Annotated in this window: 17 protein-coding genes; 10 read left to right on the top strand and 7 right to left on the bottom strand. The window is 40.0% G+C overall.

What is annotated here, in order from left to right:
* Nucleotides 1-1,200, bottom strand: a complete 1,200-nt coding sequence (locus ATC1_RS01000; RefSeq protein WP_062277245.1) for an amidohydrolase family protein — start codon at nt 1,198-1,200, stop codon at nt 1-3.
* 443 nt (nt 1,201-1,643) lie between these two features.
* Here ATC1_RS01000 and aroF point away from each other — a divergent pair, with 443 nt between their 5' ends.
* From aroF to ATC1_RS01050, 9 genes are all read left to right on the top strand, one after another.
* A complete protein-coding gene (gene aroF / locus ATC1_RS01005) occupies nt 1,644-2,654 on the top strand; it encodes a 3-deoxy-7-phosphoheptulonate synthase (RefSeq protein WP_062277886.1) in 1,011 nt (336 codons plus the stop codon).
* Nucleotides 2,655-2,788: 134 nt separating this feature from the next.
* Nucleotides 2,789-3,643, top strand: a complete 855-nt coding sequence (locus tag ATC1_RS01010) for a prephenate dehydrogenase (RefSeq protein WP_201777217.1) — start codon at nt 2,789-2,791, stop codon at nt 3,641-3,643.
* On the top strand, nt 3,640-4,704 hold the full coding sequence (aroB, locus tag ATC1_RS01015) for a 3-dehydroquinate synthase (protein WP_062277251.1): 1,065 nt from the start codon (nt 3,640-3,642) through the stop codon (nt 4,702-4,704). The genes ATC1_RS01010 and aroB overlap by 4 nt, the downstream gene beginning before the upstream one ends.
* 6 nt (nt 4,705-4,710) lie before the next feature.
* Complete coding sequence (gene aroA / locus ATC1_RS01020; RefSeq protein ID WP_062277254.1) at nt 4,711-5,979, top strand: 3-phosphoshikimate 1-carboxyvinyltransferase; 1,269 nt, start codon at nt 4,711-4,713, stop codon at nt 5,977-5,979.
* Nucleotides 5,969-7,045, top strand: coding sequence for a chorismate synthase (gene aroC, locus ATC1_RS01025; protein WP_062277257.1), 1,077 nt, complete (start codon nt 5,969-5,971; stop codon nt 7,043-7,045). Before aroA ends, aroC begins: the two co-directional genes overlap by 11 nt.
* Before the next feature lie 15 nt (nt 7,046-7,060).
* A complete protein-coding gene (locus ATC1_RS01030; protein ID WP_062277260.1) occupies nt 7,061-8,200 on the top strand; it encodes a bifunctional chorismate mutase/prephenate dehydratase in 1,140 nt (379 codons plus the stop codon).
* A gap of 90 nt (nt 8,201-8,290) precedes the next feature.
* Nucleotides 8,291-9,544, top strand: coding sequence for a shikimate kinase (locus ATC1_RS01035; RefSeq protein ID WP_062277263.1), 1,254 nt, complete (start codon nt 8,291-8,293; stop codon nt 9,542-9,544).
* Entirely contained in the window at nt 9,541-9,972 is a 432-nt protein-coding gene (aroQ, locus tag ATC1_RS01040; protein WP_062277266.1) for a type II 3-dehydroquinate dehydratase, read from the top strand. The genes ATC1_RS01035 and aroQ overlap by 4 nt, the downstream gene beginning before the upstream one ends.
* Before the next feature lie 806 nt (nt 9,973-10,778).
* On the top strand, nt 10,779-15,542 hold the full coding sequence (locus ATC1_RS01050; RefSeq protein ID WP_062277273.1) for an EAL domain-containing protein: 4,764 nt from the start codon (nt 10,779-10,781) through the stop codon (nt 15,540-15,542).
* 151 nt (nt 15,543-15,693) lie between these two features.
* On the opposite strand, the gene ATC1_RS01055 is transcribed toward ATC1_RS01050, so the two are convergent.
* From ATC1_RS01055 to ATC1_RS01080, 6 genes are all read right to left on the bottom strand, one after another.
* Nucleotides 15,694-18,075, bottom strand: coding sequence for a homocysteine S-methyltransferase family protein (locus tag ATC1_RS01055; protein ID WP_062277276.1), 2,382 nt, complete (start codon nt 18,073-18,075; stop codon nt 15,694-15,696).
* Complete coding sequence (locus tag ATC1_RS01060) at nt 18,051-18,749, bottom strand: hypothetical protein (RefSeq protein WP_062277278.1); 699 nt, start codon at nt 18,747-18,749, stop codon at nt 18,051-18,053. Before ATC1_RS01060 ends, ATC1_RS01055 begins: the two co-directional genes overlap by 25 nt.
* A 2-nt stretch (nt 18,750-18,751) precedes the next feature.
* Nucleotides 18,752-19,648: a methylenetetrahydrofolate reductase [NAD(P)H] gene (gene metF / locus ATC1_RS01065; RefSeq protein ID WP_062277280.1), complete on the bottom strand. Its 897-nt coding sequence runs from the start codon at nt 19,646-19,648 to the stop codon at nt 18,752-18,754.
* Between the two features lie 365 nt (nt 19,649-20,013).
* A complete protein-coding gene (locus ATC1_RS01070) occupies nt 20,014-20,286 on the bottom strand; it encodes a metal-sensing transcriptional repressor (RefSeq protein WP_062277282.1) in 273 nt (90 codons plus the stop codon).
* A gap of 133 nt (nt 20,287-20,419) precedes the next feature.
* The gene (locus ATC1_RS01075; protein ID WP_062277284.1) at nt 20,420-22,963 is read right to left on the bottom strand and encodes a heavy metal translocating P-type ATPase; all 2,544 of its coding nucleotides are present in this window, start codon (nt 22,961-22,963) and stop codon (nt 20,420-20,422) included.
* 208 nt (nt 22,964-23,171) lie between these two features.
* Nucleotides 23,172-23,537, bottom strand: coding sequence for a DUF4180 domain-containing protein (locus tag ATC1_RS01080; RefSeq protein ID WP_062277288.1), 366 nt, complete (start codon nt 23,535-23,537; stop codon nt 23,172-23,174).
* 563 nt (nt 23,538-24,100) lie between these two features.
* On the opposite strand from ATC1_RS01080, the gene ATC1_RS01085 reads away from it, so the two are divergent.
* A partial coding sequence (locus ATC1_RS01085; RefSeq protein ID WP_062277291.1) for an ABC transporter ATP-binding protein occupies nt 24,101-25,017 on the top strand: 917 nt, incomplete at its 3' end.

Consider the following 25,017-nt stretch of genomic DNA (forward strand, 5'->3'; position numbering starts at 1 on the left):
TCATGATTTGAAGTACAGATTCTTTGCGTTTTCATAAAAAATTTGCCGATTGAACTCCTGAGCGTCAACCAGCGATAAATAAAAATTGTCAATATATTCCGCAAAAACTTTTGCAACAACTTGTTTTGCAGCCAACAACGCTCCGAAGCTTTCCTCACTGGTCCAAGTATCACAACCCCAGGTAATCCGATCCGTAGTCCCGACTTCAATCAGTTCTTTTAGCAATGTTTCACATGCATTGCCTGAAATAATGGGCAGCCAGCAAATATCAGCATAGACATTAGGATAATTGTGGATTAATGCGCATAAATCTTGAATCCAGGGATAGCTGCCATGAAAAAGAACAAATCGGGTTTGCGGATTTTTCTCAATGACTTCCTGCATTTGCATGGCATTGCTTTTTTCCAATTTTCCCAGTCCGGTGTGACATTGGAGCGGCACATTGTATTCGGCAGCAATATTGCAAATCTCGAAAAAGACATAATCCTGAAAAGCCTTTATATCTTCGGCATTTGCATTTGGATTCAGAAAGCCTCTTTTTGCTTTTTCTTTGTCAGTCTCACAAAAATCCAATCCGCGATCATAAGCCAATGCAGATTTCATTGCAACACATCCTGACTGAATGTGCTCTTTGATTTGTTCTTTCATTTTTGCCAAATACTCGTCAAAAGTTAGTGATGACTCCCATCCGTATACGGTATATGGATTGTTGCCATTGTGATCTTGTGCTTGGGTATTGAATCCATAAAGAAACATATTGATCCGGTACGTCGGGGTAAAAAAACCTGGATGTCCTTCATCGGAACCAGGATTCCAGTATGGATCTAAAATGACTTTTTCATATCCACAACGGTCTTGAAGTATTTCTAAATGGTAATTTTCATTTTGATGGAGCTGTTGGATCTTTTCGTCAAAAATCGACCAGTTTTCAGCAGTTAAATTCTGAGAAATACCGCAGAGTTCACAAAGCGCTTTTTCCAACCAATGAAAGTAAGCATTAAATCGTACCAGCCGGAGAAACTCGCTTTTTTTATCAAACGTGTCACCATAATCGACTTTGCACCATGAAACGTAAGATTTATTCAAAATGAAATCCAAACCAATGTGTTGATGTTCGATATCTGGCAGATGATGACAGTGTGTATTGATTATTTTTAAGTGTTTATTGAATTCCTGTAGGTTAAGAAAAGCGGCGGACATTTTTTCTCCTTTTATTATCGGCACTTAATATTTTTAGAAGACCTATTAAAGGTATTGAGGAACTTGTCTGTGATTGTGTTTATTGCACCTCCCGTGAAAATCACTATCTTTACAAGTAATTCTACACAAATCTCCAATCGTTGATTTGAATAACGATGAATTTTTTTCACATTTCGAATTACTGATTTTCTTTGCATACCTTTACAAAACTTGACGGACATGCTATTATGCATTTAAGGATTCAAAATGGATACTTTAAAATTCTTTGGTTTTTATTTTTTCTTTTTTGGCTTTGCGTATTATTATGCTCGCAAAGCTCATTTGAATTTTACTGTATGCCGGTATCCTGAACCGTAAAAAAAGAAAGATTAGAAACATTAAGGAGCTCCACAGTGAAATTCACAGCGGAGCTCCTTTTTTTATTCTGCATCGGAGGTCTTATTATGATTGTTATTCTAAAGAATAATCCGGAAAAACGGCAGTTGGAAAACTTGATCCAGTGGCTGAAAAGTATGAATCTGGATGTCCATATCAGTGTCGGTGCGGCTCATATGATTTTGGGCTTGATCGGTGATACTTCATCGGTTGATATTGATCTTATTCGGGCTTTGGACATCGTAGAAGATGTAAAACGCATTCAGGAACCATACAAAAATGCCAATCGGAAATTTCATCCGGACGATACGGTCATCGAGCTGGAGAACCACGTGAAAATCGGAGATGGATCTATGCAAATATTCGCTGGTCCCTGTTCTGTTGAGTCACGGGATCAGATTTGTTTTATAGCAAAAAGTGTCAAGGAATCCGGCGCCACAATCTTACGCGGGGGCGCATTCAAACCCCGAACGTCTCCCTATGCTTTTCAGGGTTTGGGAGGACAAGGTATCGATTTGCTGCTGGAAGCAAAAAAGGAAACAGGCCTTCCGATTGTCACCGAGATTATGAATATCACGCAACTCCCCCTGTTTGAAGAAATTGATATCATACAAATTGGCGCACGAAATATGCAGAATTTTGAACTTTTAAAAGAAATGGGACGTTCTGGAAAACCGGTTTTATTAAAACGCGGTTTAGCAAATACACTTGAAGAATTTCTTATGAGCGCCGAATATATCATGGCAAGCGGCAATGAAAAAGTCATTCTTTGTGAACGTGGGATTCGAACATTTGAAACTGCCACACGAAACACCCTGGATTTATCCGCAGTACCGCTTTTAAAACAAATGAGTCACTTGCCGGTTATCGTCGATCCCAGTCATGCAACAGGTCTTTCGAAATTAGTTAAACCGATGGCGATGGCTGCCGTAGCTTGTGGAGTGGACGGGCTGATGATTGAAGTTCATAACGATCCTCCGCATGCACTTTCCGATGGCAAACAATCGTTAACTCCCGAAGCATTTCGTGATGTTTCCGCGTGTGTCCGTCAACTTGCTCCTTTGGCGTTTCACTGGTAATCGAAAAACTGTTTGGATCTATGCAAATAGCAACAATTTGAAGTATGGGAAGGATTCTTTGCCGTTGTGATGATTTCCCCGATCGATTCGGTGTTCAAATCGATATTTCGAATTAATGAGCATATGGTGGAGGAATGATGAAAATTGGTGTAGTGGGACTTGGTCTGATTGGCGGTTCTATGGCGAAAGCTATCAAGATGCATACAGAACACACTGTTCTGGGTATGGATATTATTGAATCTGTTGTATGCAAAGCCCGTCTATTGGAAGCAATTGATGAGGAGTTGACGGTTGACACCTTAAAGGATTGTGACATCGTTTTCCTTGCGATGTATCCGGGTGATACGATTGCATTTGCCAGGAAAAATGCCGCATATTTTAAACGGGATGGTATCGTGCTTGATCTTTGCGGAGTCAAAGAGGCAGTATGTCCGATTTTATTGAAGATTGCTCAAGAGAATCATTTCATTTATATTGGCGCGCACCCGATGGCAGGAAGAGAATTTTCCGGTTTTTCTCATTCCATGGGATCCTTGTTTGAAAATGCGTCCATGATCTTAGTCCCGTTCCATGGAACGCGAATAGAAACTGTTCAATCCGTCAAGGAACTTTGCAGACAAATTGGTTTTGGTTATATCCAGATTTCGACTCCGGAAGAACATGATCGGATGATTGCTTTTACATCACAATTGGCACATGTGGTTTCCAGCTCTTATATCAAAAGTCCAACAGCCTTGGAACACATCGGATTCTCTGCCGGAAGTTTTCGTGACATGACTCGTGTGGCAAAGTTAAATGAAACAATGTGGACAGAATTATTCCTAGATAATCCAAAGCATCTGTGTAATGAAATTGAATTATTGATACAGCATCTCGAAGAATATGCTGAAGCGATCAGAACCGGCAACCATGAAAAATTGTTCCAATTGTTAAAAGAGGGGCGGGAACGAAAAGCAGTGGTTGATGGGGAAACGGCTGAAGAAAAATGAAAAAGTATCAGGTCAATTCATCCGGTGGAAACTATGATGTCGTAATCGATTCTGGATTGTTGGAGCATATTGGAGCTTTGATTCAGACTTCGATTTCCGTAAAAAAAATGATCGTCATTACGGATTTCAATGTTGACAGATTGTATGCGGATATCGTAATGAATTCTCTGGAGAGAGCTGGCATTTCCGCAGCAAAATACGTATTTAATCCCGGAGAAGAAAACAAGACCATTCAAACTGTTCTTCAAATGTTAGACTTTTTAGCTCAACAACAAATGACGCGGAGCGATGTAATCCTGGCGCTTGGAGGCGGTATTTGCGGGGATATGGCCGGTTTTACCGCAGCTATTTATCTGCGTGGCATTCGATTTCTTCAAGTTCCGACTACGATTTTAGCTGCAATAGATGCCTCTGTAGGCGGAAAGACAGCGGTGAATCTTTCCGCCGGAAAAAACCTGGCGGGAGCATTTTGGCAGCCATCTCTGGTTCTATGTGATCCGCAGACTTTTTCAACGCTCCCTCCGACTGTCTTCTCAGATGGAATGGCAGAAATGATTAAACACGGAATGATCGCAGATAAAACACTCTTTCATGAATTACAAGAGAATCGTCCAGAGAATAATTGGGAAAATATCATCCTGCAAAATATTTCCATTAAAGCTGGTTTTGTTGCAAGAGACACGCGGGATACAGGAATTCGGCAGTTGTTGAATTTTGGTCATACATTCGGACATGCCATTGAAAAATGCAGTTATTATTCAATTTCTCACGGGCACGCTGTGGCGATCGGTATGATGATGGCAGCACGCGCAGCAGAAAAAAAAGGAATCTGCCTGGAACCCGTCACTGAACCTTTGAAATCCGTTCTTGATAGGTATCATTTACCAACCGATTGTCCATTTACTGCTGAGTCGATTGTTTTAGCGGCATTGCAGGATAAGAAGCGATTTGGCGATCGAATCCAACTGGTTCTTCCGGAACGCATTGGCCAATGTCTTTTGTATCCTGTTGTTATCGATGATCTGGCAGATTTTGTCAATAGCGGGATCAGGAAGGATTAATTCAAAATGGATATTCGTATTCATCCTTCACCGTTGTCTGGAACGGTAAGCGCTGTTCCATCCAAGTCCGATGCTCATCGTTTATTAATTTGTGCAGCTTTAAGTCATGAACCTACCAGTATTTTTATTGGCGGGTTGAATGAGGATATTCTGGCAACCATGGGTTGTCTGCGAAACATGGGAGCGATGATTGAAAAATCACCAGATGATGAAAATATCTGGATGGTTTCACCTGTTTGGGATTGTATCCAGGATTCTCCAGTTTTAAATTGTTTAGAAAGCGGATCGACTTTGCGGTTTCTGCTGCCAGTAGTTGCGTCAATTTGTAAGACTCCTTTACTGACTGGAGCTGGCAGACTGCCAGATCGGCCGATTTTTCCACTGCAGGAACAGATGGAAGCTCACGGTTGTGGTTTTTCAGCCCCCAAACTGCCTTTTACTTTACAGGGGATATTAAAAAGCGGTTTATATGAGTTACGCGGGGATATCAGTTCTCAATTTTTTTCCGGATTGTTGTTTGCACTGCCATTGTTGGATGGTGACAGTGAAATTCGGATTCTTTCATCCCTGGAATCCTCTGCCTATATCGATATGACGGTAAATGCTCTTTCGAAATTTGGCATCCGGATCGATCGATTTTCTGGCGGTTACCGGATTTGCGGGGGTCAGCTTTATCAGTCTCCCGGATTTGTTCGGACAGAAGGAGATTGGTCCGGCGCCTCTTTCTTCCTGACCGCAGGAGCCATCGGCAAACCGGTATCTTTGACTGGATTGTCACTCAAAAGTGTTCAGCCTGATCGCTCCATTATTTCCTTGTTGCAGCGTTTTGGCGCCGAAGTTCAAATGACTCATGAAAAAATTGATGTCTTTCCTGGAACGTTTAATGGGATTGACATGGATGCATCAGAGTATCCGGACATTATCCCGATTCTGGCAATAGTGGCTTGTAGAGCAAATGGTGAGACGATTATTCGCAACGCATTACGGTTGAAACTGAAAGAAAGTGATCGCCTGACAGCCATTTCAGACTGCATAACACAACTGGGCGGCAAGGTTCGACTGACATCCGATGGAATGGTTATTGCGGGAAATGGTTGTCTTAATGGGGGTGAAGTGGATGGATTTTTTGATCACAGAATTGTAATGTCCGCTGCAATTGCAAGCATTCTGTGCAAGACGCAGGTAATTATTCATGGAGCAGAAGCTGTCCGAAAGAGCTATCCGAATTTTTTTGCAGATTTTCGAAAACTGGGAGGAAAATACGATGTCCTTTGAGTTTGGGCGCCATCTTCATATAACGATCTTTGGACAGTCCCACGCTAAAGCAATTGGTGTCGTGATGGACGGATTGCCGGCGGGTGAAATGATTGATTTTTCAGCTGTTGAAAGCTTTATGTCCCGCAGAGCCCCCGGAAAAAACGTTCTGACTACCGAGCGGAATGAACCTGATTTCCCCGTGATTCTTTCTGGAATATGTAATGACAGAACATGCGGAGCTCCTGTATGTATGATGATTGAAAATCAGGATCCGCGTCCGAAGGATTATGTGGCGATCCAGGACATTCCTCGCCCGATGCATGCGGATTATCCCGCTTATATCAAATCCGGCGGTTATAACGATATTCGGGGAGGAGGACCGTATTCAGGCCGTATGACCGCTCCACTGTGTCTGGCAGGCGCTGTTTGTCTTCAGCTTCTTGCTAACCGCGGAATAAAAATCGCGGCTCATATTGCTTCCGTTGCAGATGTTCAGGATCAGCTGTTCGATCCCGTTGCTGTGGATGCTTCTCAGATGGATTCCTTATTATCCAGAAATTTTCCGGTTCTGAATGAAAAAGCGGGTGAGGAAATGCGGGAAAGAATTCAAGCGGCGAAATTGGATCAGGATTCTGTCGGCGGTGTAATTGAAGCTGCTGCGATTGGTTTTCCTGCCGGATATGGAGATCCGATGTTCGATGGATTGGAAAATCGTCTCGCTCAGGTTCTTTTTGGGATTCCTGCGGTAAAAGGATTGGAATTCGGAGCCGGATTTTCATCGACAAAAATGCGCGGAAGTGAACATAACGATCCGTTTTATTTTAGCGAAACTGGAGAGATTCGTACCCGAACGAACCATCACGGCGGAATTCTGGGTGGAATCAGTACTGGAATGCCGATCATCCTGAGAGTTGCTTTTAAACCCACTCCTTCGATTGGAAAAGAGCAGGATTCGGTTAGTTTCTCACGGAAAGAAAATGTAAAACTGACAATTCAAGGTCGACATGATCCGTGTGTAGTCTTGCGCGCAGTTCCGGTTGTTGAAGCGGCTATTGCCGTTGTTTTATTGGATTATTTATTGTAAAAAAGGATAAAGCGTATGGAAATTCAAGAGATTCGTTCTCAAATTGATGAAATTGACAAACAAATTGTGAATCTGGTCGTGAAACGGATGAAGATGGCGCTGCAAGCTGCTGAGTATAAACAAGCGCATCAGCTTCCTCTGCTGGATCGGAAACGCGAGCGCGAAATTTTGGTACAAACAGCTGAGTTAGCAGGAGAAGAATATGCCGGATATGCAAAAGTCCTTTTTTCAACGCTTTTTGATTTAAGCAAAAGTTACCAGAATCGGATTCTTGTTCATAAAGGAAAATTGGCAGATGAAATTGCGGCTGCTTTAGTCAATACAGCGAAACAGTTTCCCTCGAAGGCTGTCGTTGCGTGCCAGGGAATTGAGGGAGCTTATTCTCAGATGGCTTGTGATCGAATCTTTTCATTGCCAAATATTCTGTATTTTCGCCATTTTGAAGGTGTTTTTCAAGCTGTACAAAATGGCCTCTGCAGATATGGTATTTTACCGATCGAAAACAGTTCTTACGGATCCGTTACGATGGTCTACGACTTAATGAAAAAGTATGATTTTCATATTGCGAAAAGCTTGAAAATGCTGATTTCTCATTCGCTGTTGGCAAAACCGGACACTCGAATGGATATGATTAAAGAGATTGTGTCTCACGAACAGGCAATTGGTCAGTGCAGTGAATTCTTGAGAGGACATAAAGATATCAAGATTACTGTTTGTGAAAATACTGCGATCGCAGCTCAAATGGTTGCTAATTCTGACCGCACGGATATTGCGGCAATTTCTTCGAAAAATTGTGCAGATCTTTACGGTTTGACCGTATTGAATGATTCGATTCAAAACAGTGAAATCAACTACACTCGTTTTATATGTATTTCGAAAGAATTGGAGATTTACCCTGGCGCAGATAAAATAAGCCTGATGTTGACTCTGCCTCATCGTCCAGGTTCACTCTACACGACCATTGCAAAATTTGCTGCGTTGGGATTGAATCTGACAAAATTAGAAAGCCGTCCGATTCCAGGAAAAGACTTTGAATTTATGTTCTATTTTGATTTTGATGCATCCATTTATTCTGATGAAGTAATCCGATTATTATGTGATTTGGAGGCAGGTCCGGATCAATTTGAATTTTTAGGGAGTTATTCAGAAATATAACGATTTCTTGTGATTTTATGAATAGTTCCAAGGATAAAGAGATCAGCCTATTCACTCCTTTTCAATTCGTTAATTAACAAAAATTGGAGAATGAAAATAGCTTCAGAGGTTCATATGTATGGATTAATCGGTGAGAAATTAGGACATAGCTATTCCGTTTTGATTCACCAATTGTTGACGAATCATGCGTATCAATATGAATTGATTGAACTATCACAGGATTCCCTGGGTTCATTTCTGGAAAGGAAGTCGTTTGAAGGATTAAACGTCACGATTCCATATAAAAAAACAGTTATTCCGTTTTTAAAAGGGATATCACCGGAAGCAGAAAAAATCGGTAGTGTTAACACGATTCTGTCCAAACCGGAAGGTCTGTTTGGATATAATACGGATTATGCCGGATTCCTCTACATGGCAAAACGTGCGGGAGTCCATTTTTCAGGGAAAAAAGTGCTGATCATGGGGACCGGAGGTACAAGTGCAGCGGTTTGCGCTGCTGTTAAAGACCATGGAGCTCGTGATATTATTGTGGTTTCCCGATCAGGGCAGGTGAATTATCAAAATTTGGATGTGCATCACGATTCGCAGATTATTATCAATACGACTCCTGTTGGAATGTATCCCCATAATGGCGAAACCTTGATCGATCTGGAAGATTTTCCGGACTGTGAAGGTGTGCTGGATGTAATTTACAATCCGCTCTATACGAATCTGGTTCTACAGGCTCGAGAGAAGAAGCTTGCCTTTGGAGGCGGTCTCGTTATGCTGACGGCACAAGCCAAATACGCATCCGATTTGTTTCTGAATCAAAAGGCGGACGATTCGATTATTGATGTCACTGTCGAACAAATGATCCATCGAATCCAGAATATCGTGTTCATTGGAATGCCGGGTTGTGGAAAAAGCACAATTGGCAAAGCAATTGCTGAATTGACAGGGAGAAAATTTATTGACACTGACATTGAAATTGTTCATCGTGCCGGTAAAGAAATATCAAAGATTTTTTCGGATGACGGTGAATCAGTATTTCGCCGATTTGAAAGAGATGTGATTCAAGAGAAAGGAAAGGAAAACAGCCTCGTGATTTCCACAGGTGGCGGAGCAGTTTTAGACAAAAAAAATCGCATGGCTCTACGCCAAAATGGAAAAGTCATTTTTCTAGAACGCAACGTCGATGCTTTGTCGATGGAAGGCAGACCTCTTTCCATAAACCAAGCTGGTTTGTCTCAAATGTATCAGTATCGCCTGCCTTTTTATGAGGATTGTTGTGATGAACGCGTGATCAACGATCATTTGATTGACATTACTATTCAAGAAATTATGCAAAAACTGGAGAAAAAATGAAAATTTTAGTGATAAATGGCCCAAATCTCAATATGTTAGGAATTCGAGAACCACATATCTACGGAAATGTAACCTATGCGCAGCTTGAAGAATATATTCGGGAAGAAGCCAGAAAAAGAAATATTGAAGTCGAGTTATTCCAATCCAATCATGAAGGATCAATAATCGATACAATTCAGGCTGCTTACCAGAAAATGGATGGAATCATTATCAATCCCGGGGGATACACTTTTACCAGTATTGCGATTTTGGACGCTCTAAAATCGGTATCGATTCCGGCAGTTGAGGTTCATATCACCGATAATATGAAACGTGAATCATTTCGTCATCATTCGATCACTGAAATGGCTTGCATCGCAGCGATTGTGGGAAAAGGAATTCCAGGATACAGTCAGGCGATGGATATATTACTCGAACATTTTGCATAAGCCTCAATCTGATTTCTCATTTTGTTATTCAGCCTGGTAATTCGAAGATTCAAAAAGCCTTAAAAAATTGAAAACTTATTGCAGTGTTGTTTTGTATTCTGCATAAAACCAACACTACAACAAATATTTGAGACGTTGCTGATTATAGTTCCTTGTCTGTCAGCAATTTGAAATATGGGGTGACCTTTCGAATAAAAAGACGAAATTTGTAATTCTTATGGTTTTACACTCCTTGCAAAACCATAAGAATAATTATTATTTTTTATATTTCGACCGACAGATGAAAAATATTACACATCCAATAATGAAATTTGAATTCTGTTTTCGTACGAATTGCAGCTCATCTGTCCAGTTCAAATCTTCAATTGTATAATTGATGTAAGTAATAGATAAGTTATTATTAAAAAAATCATCCGATACCAAGTTAATTTATTAAGTATTAACCCAATGAGTCGAACGATTTTTTTTACGGTTCTTCATTTTCCCTTTGTTATATTTGTTTTGGAGATAAATCAGTAGCATAGAACGTTAGGAAATTGCGGGCAATTCTTTAGATTCCTGGTCTCTGAATTGTAAATTCTCTCCAGAATTTATTTCTTTTTGGGAACAAGGTTGATCATTGACTGCAATGATTGATTCGAAATCAACTTTTCGAAATATTTTTAAAATTTTATCGGATAAGAATAAAAATTTATTATTGTGATGTTCAAGTGTGGAATGGGAAAAAAGCACACCAATTAACATCCTTCTTGTATTTTGAATCAATGATTTGAAAATAGATGACTGTGTTTGATACGAGGAAATGGATGAGTATTCGAAAGTATATACGATTTGTATTCCCTGTATTCTTGATCATTCTTGTGTTTTTCAGTCTTCATATTCATTCTTCAAAAGGTTATTCTTCAGGACAATATACAACAGTTCGGGTTGGTTATTTTATTTCCGAATCTTATCAGGACATTTCACCAGATGGAACGCGCAGTGGATATGGTTATGAATTTCTTCAGCGAATCAGTGACTACGCTGATTTTAATTATGACTACGTTGATTGTATCTGGAGCGAATGTTTGGAGAAATTAAAAAATGGCGAAATAGATCTGCTGACATACGCCGGATATTCTCCAGAAATTGATAAATTTTTTGATTATTCGCAGAAAATAATGGATTACGGATATGGTGCTTTATTGGTCAAAAAGGACGACAATCGATTTTTCTATAATGATTTTGAAAAATTCGATCAGATGAAAGTAGCAATTCAAAAAGGAAGTATCCGAAATCACCAGCTTGAAGAATTTGCTCGAGAAAATAATTTTTCTCTGCAACTAATCGAATATTCCAGTATTTCAGAAATGCAGGCAGCGATTGAAAATCATCAAGTTGACGCAATTGGGATCTCTAACCAGTTCGTACCTTCAAATTATAAAATTATCACCAGATTTGGATTTGACCCTTATTATGCAATTGTTAAACAAGGAGATACGGAATTATTATCGAAGTTAGATCAGGCGATAACCTCCATTGAGCTGGACGATCCCTTATTTAAGAGCAGGTTGTATGAAAAGTATTATGCTTCGAGAAATACTTTTTCAATTGCGCTGACTCGGGAAGAACACGAGTACATTGCATCTCATGGACCATTTATTGTAGCAGCAGCTTCCAAACGGTATCCTTTATCTGCTTATGATCCTGAAACAAATAAATATACTGGTTTTGAAAATGCAATTCTATCCGATCTCGCTGAAAATATCGGAATGGAACTTCAATATATTGAAGTAACCTCTTATGTAGATCGGATTAATAAAGTACAAAGTGGTGAGTCGGATATCATGATCGATATCAGTTATGATTCCGGATTACCTGTCGGTTCCACGATCAAAAAAACTGTTCCCTATCTATCATTGCCTTATTTAAGTATCTCCCGCAAGGATTTTCAAGGGGATAATCCCCGAATTATTATTCATCCCAGTTTGAATTACGCAGTGAAATATGTTCTGAAACTGCCGAGCGACGAAGTGACGATTTGCACTGTCCTGCGTGACTGTATTCGAGCAGTGCGAGATGGGTCTCGAGATATCACCTATGCAAGCTTATATGAAACCGAATTATTGTTGAAAGAACGAGAAAATAAAGATTTGGTTTCAACAATCAGCAGTGGTTTTTCAATTCCAATCAGCTTCGGAATTAACAGTGAAAAGAATCCATTACTGATCAGCATACTGAATAAACAGATCCAAGCGCTTGGATCTGAAAAAATCTCTGACATTATTACCGGTTTGACTGTTGGGCAAAAAGAACCGGTCACTATTCGAAGTATATTTGCAAAATATCCAAATTTATATTTCATTCTTTTTTCTATTGTAATAATAATTGCTGTAGTAATTTTCATTTGGCGCCGCAAATCGGAAATCATGCTCTATAAAATGGCTTATGAAGATGAACTAACGCGGCTTAAAAATATCCGTTGGCTTGAAAAAGAAGGACAGGCGATTATTCAAGCTAACCGCTTTCGCAATTATGCAATACTGTCGATGGATGTTGATCGTTTTGATGTGATCAACGATTGTTATGGGCGTTCAATCGGCGATGACATCATTCGACATACAGCTTCTGTTCTGCAAAAAGAATCCGACTACGGTCTTGTTCCAGTGAGGGTTAAGGCGGATCACTTCGTCAGTTTGATCCCATACCTTAGTATGGATTCTCTGAATCGTGATCTGTTGTATCTTCATCATAATTGCAGCGCTTATCGGAAAGGCGATACTTCGATTACGCTTCATATGAATTTTGGCGTTTATTTAATCCCGGATCATGATCAGATGATTACAACTGCGATCAATCGGGCTGAGATTGCAAGAATGGAATCAAAAACATCATCATCGCTCGTCACTTTTTATAACGAGACCATGCAGGAAAAACTGAATTATGAGAAAACACTGGAAGACATTCAAAGCCAGGCTTTGCGAGACCATGAATTTCAAATTTTTTATCAACCAAAATTCAATATGAAATCCGGTTCAATCATCGGCGCAGAAGCGCTTGTGAGATGGGATAGTAAAGAAAAAGGTTTTATGTTTCCCAGTGCCTTTATCCCATTATTTGAGCGAAATGGTTTTATATTACAGTTGGATGATTATGTTTTAGAAGAAACATGCAAGATGATCAGACGCCGCTCTTTATATGGGCAAAAAATCGTTCCGATTTCTGTCAATCAATCTCGAGCGCATCTTGCAGAAGAGCATTATATTGACCGATTGAAGTTTTTTCTTGAAACTTATCATATACCAAAATATCTGATCGAGTTGGAATTGACAGAGACTGCTTTGGCCGAGACGGATAATGCGCAGGAAATTATGTCGCTGATGCGGGATATTGGATTCCTTATATCGATTGATGATTTTGGCTCCGGATTCTCTTCTCTTACTCTGCTGAATACTGTTCAGTTTGATATTATGAAATTGGACAGAAATTTTCTATCAGAGACATATATTTCCAAGAGAACAAAAGATATCTTAACGCATATCGTTGCAATGGCACATACGCTGAATATTCAGGTAATCTGCGAAGGGATTGAAACCAAAGAACAGTCGGATTTTCTCATGAGTGCCGGTTGTCTGTACGCACAAGGCTTTTATTATTCCAGACCTGTTTCGCAAGCTGATTTTGAAAAGAAACTGGATGCTGCTTCAACCAGTACGAATGAATGGGTTTATGGATATCAACAGGATAATGAGACAAATCTTTCTGCGCAGCAACCGAAAACATCTGCCAGAAAAATGTTCGAATCATTTCTGAACGCAATGTATATTGAGCGAAACTCAGAAAAAGCGCTGTCGTTTTTATCTTCCGATGTGTATATTTATGATCCGACTTCTTCTGAAGGCGTATTAACCAAATCGGAATTTGGAATGCAGATTACGAACCAGCTTGAAAACAATGTCATGCCGTATATTTATGAAATTGAACGATTCAGTGAAAAAACGACACCGGATGGCAGCGAGGATATTTTTGCCGTACTTTCGATTGACCAACTAAATATCACTGCTGATCAGAATAAGACAAAACTTTGCATGTCAGCGTCAATCACCAATCTCAGTGGAAAATCTTACATTGAGACTCTTCATATCTCCTATATCAGCGATCTGAAGAAAGATTTGCTGGTGGAAAATGCTGTTAATGAAAGAACCAGTTTCAATTTATTAAATGAACAGTTTCCGGGTTGTGTGGTCGGATGTTATGTGAGTCCTCAATTTCCGCTTTTCTTCTTTAATCCACAGTTATTGAGCTTATTCGGATTTACTATGGAAGAATTTCGTGAAGTATCAAAAAATGGACTGATCAACCTCGTGTATGAAGATGACCGGCAGAAACTTTGGCAGACAATCATCAACACACCTGAGCAGCACGAATATGAAATTGATATTCGTCTGATGAAAAAAGACGGAAGTCTGCTCTGGCTTCGCGATCGCGGCAGGCGAATTAAAGCAAAAAATGGGATGGATGCCGTATTAGCTGTTCTGATGGATATTACTGAAAAGAAAAAGGCACAAATGGAACTTGAGCTGGAAAAAACTCGCTATCAGGTACTCGTGGATTGTACCGAAGCGATTGTTTATGAATATGATTACAAGAAAGATTTGATGCTTTTTAATTACAAGATTAATACGCCTCAAGGAAAAACACCGGAATCGATATCCTTTCCTGCTTTTTGTCAAAATATTTATCAAAACAATTTTATTGCTGATGAAGATCGTGTTCAGCTTGTTTCATTCTTGCAAAATGGCAGATCCAATAAAGATTTCGAATTTCGGCTGATAAATTCCTTTGAATCCGGTAATGAATATTTATGGCATCGAATTAATGGAACGGTTCTTTTTGATGATGATGGCAATCCGATCCAGAGCATCGGTTTGATTATTAACGTTGATGATGAAAAGAAACAGATTTCCAAATTAACTGATGAAGCTCGCCGGGACAGCCTGACAGGATTATATAAAAAATCAGCTCTTGAATACCTGGTTCAAAAAGAAATTCAAAACACCGAAAAAGGTGTTAGTCATGCATTCATCATTATTGATATGGATGAATTTAAAAAAGTAAATGATGTTTGCGGTCATCCATATGGTGATGTAATCTTACGGGGATTAGGGCAGGTCTTATTAAAAACGTTTCGCAGTGATGATATTGTCGCACGAATTGGCGGAGATGAATTTGTAGTCTTTGTCAAAAATATTAAATCCAAAAATCAACTGCGTCAGAAGATCGTGACTTTCTTTGACCTGATGAAAGGCGATTTTTTTCGAAATTTCATTCAAGAAAATGGACGAAGTCTTTGCCATATTTCCGCAGGCGGGCTGCTCTGCAAAGATTGCCAAATTGTTTTCTCTTGTTGTGTCGGAGTATCGATGTTTGATGAGGATGGAACGAACTTTGATACGTTATATGGTGCAGCGGATATTGCACTTTATGAGGCGAAGAAGCTTGGACATTTCCGTTTTGTTTTCTATTCATCAGAAATGAAAAAGAGTGTCTTTGGAACTCAGTCCGGAATTGAATCCAATTCAAATCATTAAAAGCACAAAATTGCTAAAAAAACGCTGATTTAACGATTTGAAATTTTGAAAGGATGATTCGTTGTTGTGTTGTTTTTACGCTGCACACAAAGACAACACAACATAACAACCACAAAAATTTTTTCCCAAATTTCGATTTACTGAAAATGATTTACCCGAGCACGCTCTTAGCGATATCCATGGCTGCTTTTGCATCCTTTGCATAATAATCAGCTCCGATTGAAAGTGCGTAGGATTCTGTCAAAACGGCGCCGCCAACCACAATTTTGCATCGCGTTTCTTTTCGAATTTTTTGGATGGCATCTTCCATGTTTTTTACAGTAGTTGTCATCAGTGCGCTGAGCCCGACGAGCTGGATATTCTCATTCTTAATCGTCTCAAGTATTCTCTCATCAGGTACATCTTTTCCTAAATCGATGATCTCGTAACCGGAGTTTTCCAGGACTACTTTCACAATATTTTTGCCGATATCATGAATATCACCTTTGACTGTCGCCAGAATGATTTTTCCTTTACTGAGTGTATTTTGATCGGTTTTATTTTGAGCGAATATTTTCTTAATTACTTCAAAACTTGCCTGTGCTGCTGTTGCGGACTGAATGAGCTGTGGAAGAAAAATCTCCCCTCTTTCAAATCGGTTTCCAACTTTTTCAAGGGATGGAATCAAAAAGGAGTCAATAATTTGTGACGGAGACATCGAACGCAGCAATTCAGACGTCATTTCTGCAGCCGCCTGTTTTATACCGTTTTCAACCGCTTGCTCCAATGAAAGATTGGATACAGGTGTAATTGATTCTGCTGTTTGAGCAGCATTATGAGCTGCGATGTATTTTTCAGCATGAACATCCATATTGGAAAGCACATTAAAGGCTTCAACAGCGTTGACCATCAGCTCGTTATTGGGATTCATAATCGGTAAATCCAGGCCATTGGTTAATGCCATGGTCAAAAAAGTTGTATTAATAATTTCCCTTTCCGGAAGACCGAAAGAGACATTGGAAACTCCAAGGATGGTTTTAACCCCAAGTCTTTCTTTAACAAGACGTACTGCCTGTAAGGTTTCAAGAGCCTGACTTTGCTGTGCAGAGACTGTCAATGTCAGACAATCAATGATCACGTCCTGTTTTGGAATACCATAGGAGGCGGCTGTTTTGATGATTTTTTCTGCGATTCGGATACGATCTTCTGCAGTTTGTGGAATTCCGTTCTCATCTAATGTCAGACCGATTACGGCAGCTCCATATTTCTTCACCAGGGGGAGTATGGTATGCAGAATTTTATCTTCACCGTTCACTGAATTTACCAGTGGCTTCCCATTATAAATCCGCAAAGCTGCCTCGATCGCTTTCGGATCGGATGAGTCGATTTGCAGCGGTGCATCACAGATACTTTGAATCGCTTCCACTACTTCTGCCATGAAAGTCGGTTCATCGATTCCTGGCATGCCGACATTAACATCCAAAATCTCAGCTCCAGCAGTGGTCTGCTCTATTGCCTGATTTAGAATATACGCAATATCATGATTGGTAATCGCGGCTTTAAATCGCTTCTTGCCTGTCGGATTGATGCGTTCGCCAATCACGCGTACTCGATCAACCACTACCGCTTTAACAGAACTGCAAAGGACTGTCCGCTCCTGATTCAGCGTTTTTCCAAAATGACAGGACTGAATTCTTTCTTTTGTTTTTTGGATAAACTCCGGTGTTGTCCCGCAGCATCCACCGATCAGGTGAATTCCAATAGCGGGAAATCTGCTCATCGATTCAGCAAATTCATCCGGTGAGATATCGTATTTTCCTGTAGTTAAGTTGGGCATTCCAGCGTTCGGCTTGACTAAAATTGGCAGATTTGTCCATTCAGTCATTTCTTCAGCAAGCGGGAAAATCTGATCAGGTCCAAGAGAACAGTTGATTCCCAGTGCATCGACCCCTAAAGCTGTTAAAGTAATCGCTGCGCTGGGGATGGAAACTCCTGAAAATGTTCGTCCATTCTCTTCAAAAGACATGGAGGCGAAAATTGGAAGATCCGAATTCTCTTTCGCAGCGAGTATTGCTGCTTTAATTTCTAAAAGATCGGTGAATGTTTCGAAAACGACCAGATCGGCGCCTGCTTCTTTGCCATAAACCACAATTTCTCGAAATATCTCATAGGCTTCTGTGAAAGAAAGATCACCATTTGGTTTCAGCATGGTGCCTATCGGTCCGCAATCAAGAGCAATTCGGACAGAATGGTTTTCATTGTCGGAGGATTCTTTTTCCAGAGCAACTGCTGTTTTTGCATTTTGGACGGCTGCTTGAATCAAATCTTTGACAAGGTAACCGCTGCCATCTAATTTGTATCGGTTGACTCCTAACGTGTTGGTATAGATGATTTCCGCTCCGCTTTGAATATAGCGGCGATGAATATCAATGACTGCCTCCGGATTTGTTCGATTGACCCCTTCCGGTATTCTCTCAGTCATCAATCCCATGGACTGAAGTTCTGTACCCATTGCCCCATCTAATAGGATTACGCATTGCTCTGGTTCGAACATGAAAAGCCTGCTTTCTTATACACACAGTCAGAATTTTTGCTGCACGTATCACAATGATCTTGTGGAGGAATTTTAATAACTTTTTTGGTAACTCCAATAATAGCAGTGACAGATTTCGACGGAATCAGAATTAAACTACGACTGACTGTCAATCCAATTTTTCTGGATGTATCCAATGCTCCAAGCAAATTAATGTGCGTATCTAACGGAAGGTCGCCATAACCGGGGCTAAAACGCCAGGTGATGGATTCTTCATTTTGACTGCACAAATCGCGAATGCTGTTTTCGGTCTGATCCATCAACATTTCAATGGCAGTGGTTGCACAACTGTCTAAAATGACTCCCTCATCCGGAGATGACACCATTTTCGTTCGTATGAGCTTGTCCATTTCGATTCCGATTGTACCTGCAAGAAGAAATATCTCTTTGGATTCAAGTAAATGATTTCGGATTGATTTTCCTTTTAATATGATATTTGTACCGGATACAGCAATTCCTTCCGATAAAACGGATATCGGATATCTATGATAAATAGATTTTGGCTGGATGGTCTGTAACGTTAATTCCATACAACTTTTAATCAATTCTTCCAGAGCTTTTGGAATAGCAGTGTTTCGGTATCCAAGGTATCGAAGAATATCAATATAAGAAAGTTGAGGAATTATTTGCTGCAAGGTTATTGGATTCCTGATTTGTCGTTTTCAGCTGCAATGATATTCTGAATATTATCGCTGATGCGCGCTGCTGTTTCAACATTGTTCATGGTGTATAAATGGATCCCCTGAACGCCGTTTTCAATTAGATCCATAATCTGTTCAGTTGCATAAAAAATTCCGGCATCTTTGAGAGCCGTCGGATTATCTGCGTATCGATTAATAATTTTTGCTAATTTCGCGGGGACACTGGCGCCGCACATGCTGACGATCCGTTCAATTTGATTTTTATTGACAATCGGCATAATTCCTGCTTCAATCGGAACTGTAATGCCGGTCTGGCGGACTTTTTCCAGAAAGGAATAGAAATTGCGATTGTCAAAAAAAAGTTGTGTGATCAAATGCGTAACGCCATGATCGATCTTTTTCTTCAAATTTTGGATATCCTCTTCAATCGAATTACTCTCGTAATGACATTCCGGGTAACACGCTCCAATGATATTAAAATCCGGATCAGTTTCTTGAATAAATCGAACAAGATCACTGGCATGCTGGAAAACCTTTTTCGGAGGAACATCCGGATTGATATCGCCCCGTAATGCCAGTATGTTCAGAATCTGGTTCTCTTTCAGTTTTTTTAATGTCTCTCGAATCTCTTCTTCATCTGAATTTACGCATGTCAGATGAGCTACCGGTTCGATATGATAAGCCGACCGGATTAGAGAAGCAATTTCACAGGTCTTTTCGCGTTGTGAAATGTTACCGCCCGATCCATAGGTAACACTCATGAAATCCACTGGCAATCCTCGCAGCTTTAACAATGTGTTGTAGATTACATTCACCGAGTTATCTTTTTTTGGTGGAAAGATTTCTAAAGAAAAGACTACTTTTTTAATTTTAAATAATTCCGATATATTCATAATTCACCGTTCAAACAATTCAAAATATGGATTGACTTTTCGAATTAAGAAAGAAAAATTGTTATTCTTTTCATATTTCGAATTATTGCCACTGTTCACTGTTATGTAATTTTTGTAATTATAAATAGAACAAGGACTAAAAAGATCGGTGTTGCTTCAAACTCGTTATATCATACGTGTTTGAGGTATTCATCTATAATTTGAAGTATGTACTCGTTATTCAAATCAAGCGAAAAAAAACTGATTGTTATGATGCTTTTGCGCTTCCCGCATAAGTGTCGTGACAATAAAGAATCCTCACCATATTTCGAATTGTTGAATATTCATGATCTGATCATCAGTGATTCGAAATTTGGATATCTAATCTACTTGGCCATTTTGTCGATTATTTGAATGATCTCTTCAATTTTTTGTTGTTTCTCCGTTTCATCTGCTTTTTCAAACGCATCTTTAACACAGCCCTTTAAATGCGCATGAATAATTTCTTTGTCTGCTGCGCGCAGAATAGCTTGTGATGCCAGCAATTGGTTCGAAATGTCAATACAATATCGATCCTCTTCAACCATTTTTATCAGCCCGTCAATTTGTCCTCGGGCAGTTTTCAGTAATCTTAAAATTTTCTTTTTATCCGCAACCATTCAGTTTTCCCTCCAACAATTCCAAATATGGAAAGAATTACTTGATTTTATGTTGTTTTTGGTCGAAGACCAAAAACAACATAACAAACTTTTTCTGAATATTTAATAAGAATGTCCGTATATCGAATCGCTGTTATCCCTCAGTAATATTGCAGGGTTCATAACCTGCATCGGTAATCGCATCTGTTAAAATTTTGTTATCCACTGCTTTGGATAACTCTAAGTCAGCGCTTTTTGTTTCAAGATCCACAACAACACTGCTGACGCCGTCCACTTTTTGAAGTGCATTTTCAACTCTTGCTTTACAATGTGCACATGACATTCCGTCAATTTGGATCGTTTTTCTTATCATTCTCTTTTCCTCTTTTTTAACTGAATCGTTGGAGAAATCACTTTTAAAATGATTTTCTGTCTGAGGCCGGAAAAATCGTAGACGCAAAGCGTTGGAGACTACAGTTAAAGAACTGAGGCTCATCGCGGCGGCTGCAAACATCGGATTGAGAGTCCAACCGGTTAGCGGATAGAATAATCCGGCTGCCAGTGGAATTCCGATGATATTGTAGAAGAATGCCCAAAAAAGATTCTCTTTAATATTTTTAATCACAGATCTGCTGAGATGAATCGCGGTTACCGCATCCAATAAGCTGTTTTTAATCAGCACAATATCAGCGGATTCAATCGCTATGTCAGTTCCCGCACCTATTGCAATACCAACATCAGCTCTTGCAAGTGCCGGGGCATCGTTGATACCGTCACCGATCATAGCAACTTTTTTACCTGAATCCTGAAGCTTGCGAATCACTTCGTCTTTTCCCTGGGGCAGAACTTCTGCAACAACTTCATCGATCGCAAGCTGCTTTCGGATTGCTTCGGCTGTATATCGATTGTCCCCGGTTAACATCACGACATGAATTCCCATCTTTTTGAACTGGTCTATCGCTTCTTTGCTTCCTGATTTGATCGTATCTGCAACAGCAATGGAACCGATCAGGTTTTTCCCTTCTGCAAAAAAGAGCAGTGATTTCCCTTTATCCGACAAAATTTTATCCAATTCAGAATGAGTTGATAGAGAAATCGATTGCGTTTCCATAAATCTTTGATTGCCCGCAAAATATTGGATTCCATCAATCCAGGCAGAGACTCCCTGTCCTGGAATCGCTTGAAAATCAGTAGCTTTTTTTATAAGGATACTCAATTCATCTGCTTTTTGAAGAATTGCATCAGCAAGCGGATGTTCAGACAGCTTTTCCAAAGATGCCGCAATTGTCAGTAATTCCAGATCGGTATAATTTCCTGATGGAAAGATATCTGTAACTTTGGGTTTCCCTTCTGTAATGGTTCCGGTTTTATCCAATACGACAGTTTGAATCTTGTGAGTAATTTCTAACGCTTCTCCGCTTTTAATTAAAATACCGTTGGATGCTCCTTTTCCAGTTCCGACCATGATGGCAACTGGTGTTGCAAGACCTAAAGCGCATGGGCAGGATATGACCAACACGGAGATTGCTGTTGTTAATGCAAACTCAAAACTTTTTCCTAGTAACAACCATGATAAAGCAGAGACGACGGCAATGAAAATTACAATCGGTACAAAGACAGCGCTTATTTTGTCAGCAATTTTTGCTATAGGCGCTTTGGTTGTGTTGGCGTTTTCGACCAGTTCAATAATTTGCGACAAAGTTGTATCTTTTCCGATGCGGTCTGCTCGAAATGAAATCGATCCGGATTGGTTCATCGTACCGGTAATCACTTTATCGCCTGGCTTTTTTACGATGGGAATGCTTTCTCCCGTTATTGCGGATTGATCAATGGAGGAATAACCCTCGATCACGGTTCCATCAACTGGAATTTTTTGACCAGGACGAATAATGACCATATCTCCTACGCGGACATCGTCTGCCGGTATGATCATTTCGATACCATCCCTGATCACAGATGCCGTTTTGGGCACAAGATCGATTAACTTCGTGATCGCATCGGATGTTTTTTTCTTGGATCGGGTTTCAAGATATTTTCCTGTTGTGACTAAAGACAAGATTGTTGCCGCCGATTCAAAATAGAGATTCATCGCAAACATATTGATCATAACCGGATCATTATGGCCAAGCCCCCAACCGATTTTATAGATGGCATAGACACTATAGATTAAAGCAGCTGATGACCCAATTGCAATCAACGAATCCATATTCGGCGAGCGATGCATCAACGCTTTAAAGCCATTGGTGAAGAATTTCCGATTGATATAGACAATTGGCAATGTCAATAAAAACTGAGTAAAAGAAAAGGGGATGGCATTTTCCTGCCCATGTAACCAGGAAGGCAGCGGGAAGTGCAGCATATGTCCCATGGAAAGATAAAGGAGCGGAATTAGAAACGCGAAAGAAACGATCAATCGTTTTTTCATGGTGAATACTTCATCATCCATAACATTATTTGGATTCATGGTTTGATGAACAGTCGGATTATTCTGTATTGCTGCCTGATATCCGGCTTTTTCCACCGATTGAATGATTATTTTTTCATTGGAAAGTGATGGATTGAATTCTACCGTCATGCTGTTTGTTAAGAGAGAAACTTCCGCTTTCGCGACACCGTTTAGCGCATTGACTTTTTTTTCAATGGTTACCGCGCAAGCCGCGCACGACATTCCCGCGATGTCAAATTTTTGTTTTCTCATAGTTCACTTCCTTAATACCCCACCATAGAGGGGTATTATCAGTATAAATGGTTTGTGTTCGATCTGTCAAGGATTGTCCGTTCGAAAAGTATTTTGAAATATGCGTAATTCGAACGATAACCAAACTTTCGAATCGATCACGAAAACTTGATGTCGGAATCAACGATCCGAAATATGAGAAGAATTCGAATTCAAAAGACCCTTTCCCTTACCAACGGTGAAGTCTGGTAAGCGCTTCTTCTTCCGTAGCGACGAAGCAAAAATCATGTCCTTTGTTGCTCTCATAGATAAAATCATGCAGACTTTTACTGGTAATGGATTGAAAATCGCCGACTATAGCAAGCTTTGTTTGATAATTGACGAATTTTTGTAAAATTTCCCCTGCCAGCTTTGTTTTCAGATCAAAAAATGCTTCAGGGATGGATTCTTTTTTAATGATTATCTTGCTGCAGCCTGTTTCTTCATAGACATCTGAAAGGAACTGCAAAGCGGTTTGAACATCGGTTAACAAAAGCTCGTTGCTTTCGATGATTGCAACTACAGAATTATCCTGTCGATGGATTCTAAAACGCATTCTCTCTCCTTCTTGATTGGACATGCCGGAGGAACTCCAGCAATTCAAAATACGGATTAACCTTTCGAATAATGAGAACAACAAGGATACTTTTCATATTTCGAATTGCTGATATCTTGTAAAAAAAATTGTATCCTGATACTATACTGTATACGTCGATATTATGGAATGGCTTTTTCGAAGGAAATTTGAAGTACAAACCTGCCTTTGGGATCAACCGAGAAAAAAAGAATTTGTCCTTCTAATATTTCAAATTACTGTCTGGTAATTTTTTAGAATAACCTTAAGAAAAAAAAGCCCTTGAAAAAAATTCAGGAATATGTTGCATAATCCTGATAGTTTCTTAAGATTAACTGGGATTTGTCGGATGTTCTGCGCTTTCGGTTGATTTTGTCATACAATGATTCTTAAGAATTGACAATTTGAAAACCCACATTTATACTTTTACGATAATTCTATTATAGAATGATAAAATACTAAATGAAAAATCTTGACTTCAATGATGATCAATGTCATTATCTATAAAAAAATTTCCCGAAAATTAACATCAAAGGAAGAGTTTCATGGCCGAATTATTAAAAGTTGAAGGCCTCGAGACGCATTTTCAAACTCGAGAGGGCGTCATACATGCTGTAAATGGAGTTTCTTTTAATTTAAAGGAAGGCGAAACGCTGGGAATCGTTGGTGAAAGCGGATGTGGAAAAAGTGTTTCCATGATGTCTATGCTGCGGTTGATTCCGAGCCCCCCGGGCAAAGTAGTTGCGGGGAAGGCGCTCTTTGAAGGAAACGATTTATTGACCATGAATGACGAGCAAATCCGCAATATTCGTGGAGCGAAGATCAGCGTTGTCTTTCAAGATCCGATGACTTCCTTCAATCCGGTTCTGACGATCGGTGACCAGGTTGCAGAGCCATACCGCGTTCATCACAAAGCCGGGAAAAAAGAAGCTTTGGATCGCGCCGTCAAATATTTGGAGCTGGTTGGAATTCCGAATGCGCGCGAACGATTATCGGATTACCCGCATCAATTCTCAGGCGGGATGCGGCAGCGTGCAATGATCGCAATGGGATTAATTTGCGAACCGCAGATTTTAATTGCGGATGAACCAACCACTGCGCTGGATGTGACGATTCAAGCTCAGATTATTGAACTGGTCAAACGTCTGCGGGACGAATTAGGCATGGCCATTATTTGGATTACCCATGATCTGGGAATTATCGCCGGTCTGGCAGACCGTGTAAATGTTATGTACGGCGGGCATATTATTGAGACTGCGCCAGTCAAGGATATTTATAAAAATCCGCAACATCCGTACACCATCGGTTTATTAGGTAGTTTACCGCGAATGGATGAGACAGAATACCGGCGTTTGACTTCAATTGACGGACTTCCTCCCATATTACTTGAGAAACCATCTTATTGCCCGTTTGAACCACGCTGCCGTTATGCGAAAGAGCGATGCCGTAAAGAAAACCCAGG

Source organism: Flexilinea flocculi (assembly GCF_001192795.1).
GTDB lineage: Bacteria > Chloroflexota > Anaerolineae > Anaerolineales > Anaerolineaceae > Flexilinea > Flexilinea flocculi.

Bases quoted from the DNA above. Each gene is read 5' to 3' on its own strand.
- ATC1_RS01010 (WP_201777217.1), top strand. From the start codon at position 2,789: ATGATGAAAATTGGTGTAGTGGGACTTGGTCTGATTGGCGGTTCTATG.
- ATC1_RS01070 (WP_062277282.1), bottom strand. From the start codon at position 20,286: ATGGTTGCGGATAAAAAGAAAATTTTAAGATTACTGAAAACTGCCCGA.
- metF (WP_062277280.1), bottom strand. From the start codon at position 19,648: ATGAATATATCGGAATTATTTAAAATTAAAAAAGTAGTCTTTTCTTTA.
- ATC1_RS01035 (WP_062277263.1), top strand. From the start codon at position 8,291: ATGAAAATAGCTTCAGAGGTTCATATGTATGGATTAATCGGTGAGAAA.
- ATC1_RS01080 (WP_062277288.1), bottom strand. From the start codon at position 23,537: ATGCGTTTTAGAATCCATCGACAGGATAATTCTGTAGTTGCAATCATC.
- ATC1_RS01050 (WP_062277273.1), top strand. From the start codon at position 10,779: ATGAGTATTCGAAAGTATATACGATTTGTATTCCCTGTATTCTTGATC.
- aroF (WP_062277886.1), top strand. From the start codon at position 1,644: ATGATTGTTATTCTAAAGAATAATCCGGAAAAACGGCAGTTGGAAAAC.
- aroQ (WP_062277266.1), top strand. From the start codon at position 9,541: ATGAAAATTTTAGTGATAAATGGCCCAAATCTCAATATGTTAGGAATT.
- ATC1_RS01075 (WP_062277284.1), bottom strand. From the start codon at position 22,963: ATGAGAAAACAAAAATTTGACATCGCGGGAATGTCGTGCGCGGCTTGC.
- aroC (WP_062277257.1), top strand. From the start codon at position 5,969: ATGTCCTTTGAGTTTGGGCGCCATCTTCATATAACGATCTTTGGACAG.
- ATC1_RS01055 (WP_062277276.1), bottom strand. From the start codon at position 18,075: ATGTTCGAACCAGAGCAATGCGTAATCCTATTAGATGGGGCAATGGGT.
- ATC1_RS01030 (WP_062277260.1), top strand. From the start codon at position 7,061: ATGGAAATTCAAGAGATTCGTTCTCAAATTGATGAAATTGACAAACAA.
- aroA (WP_062277254.1), top strand. From the start codon at position 4,711: ATGGATATTCGTATTCATCCTTCACCGTTGTCTGGAACGGTAAGCGCT.
- aroB (WP_062277251.1), top strand. From the start codon at position 3,640: ATGAAAAAGTATCAGGTCAATTCATCCGGTGGAAACTATGATGTCGTA.
- ATC1_RS01000 (WP_062277245.1), bottom strand. From the start codon at position 1,200: ATGTCCGCCGCTTTTCTTAACCTACAGGAATTCAATAAACACTTAAAA.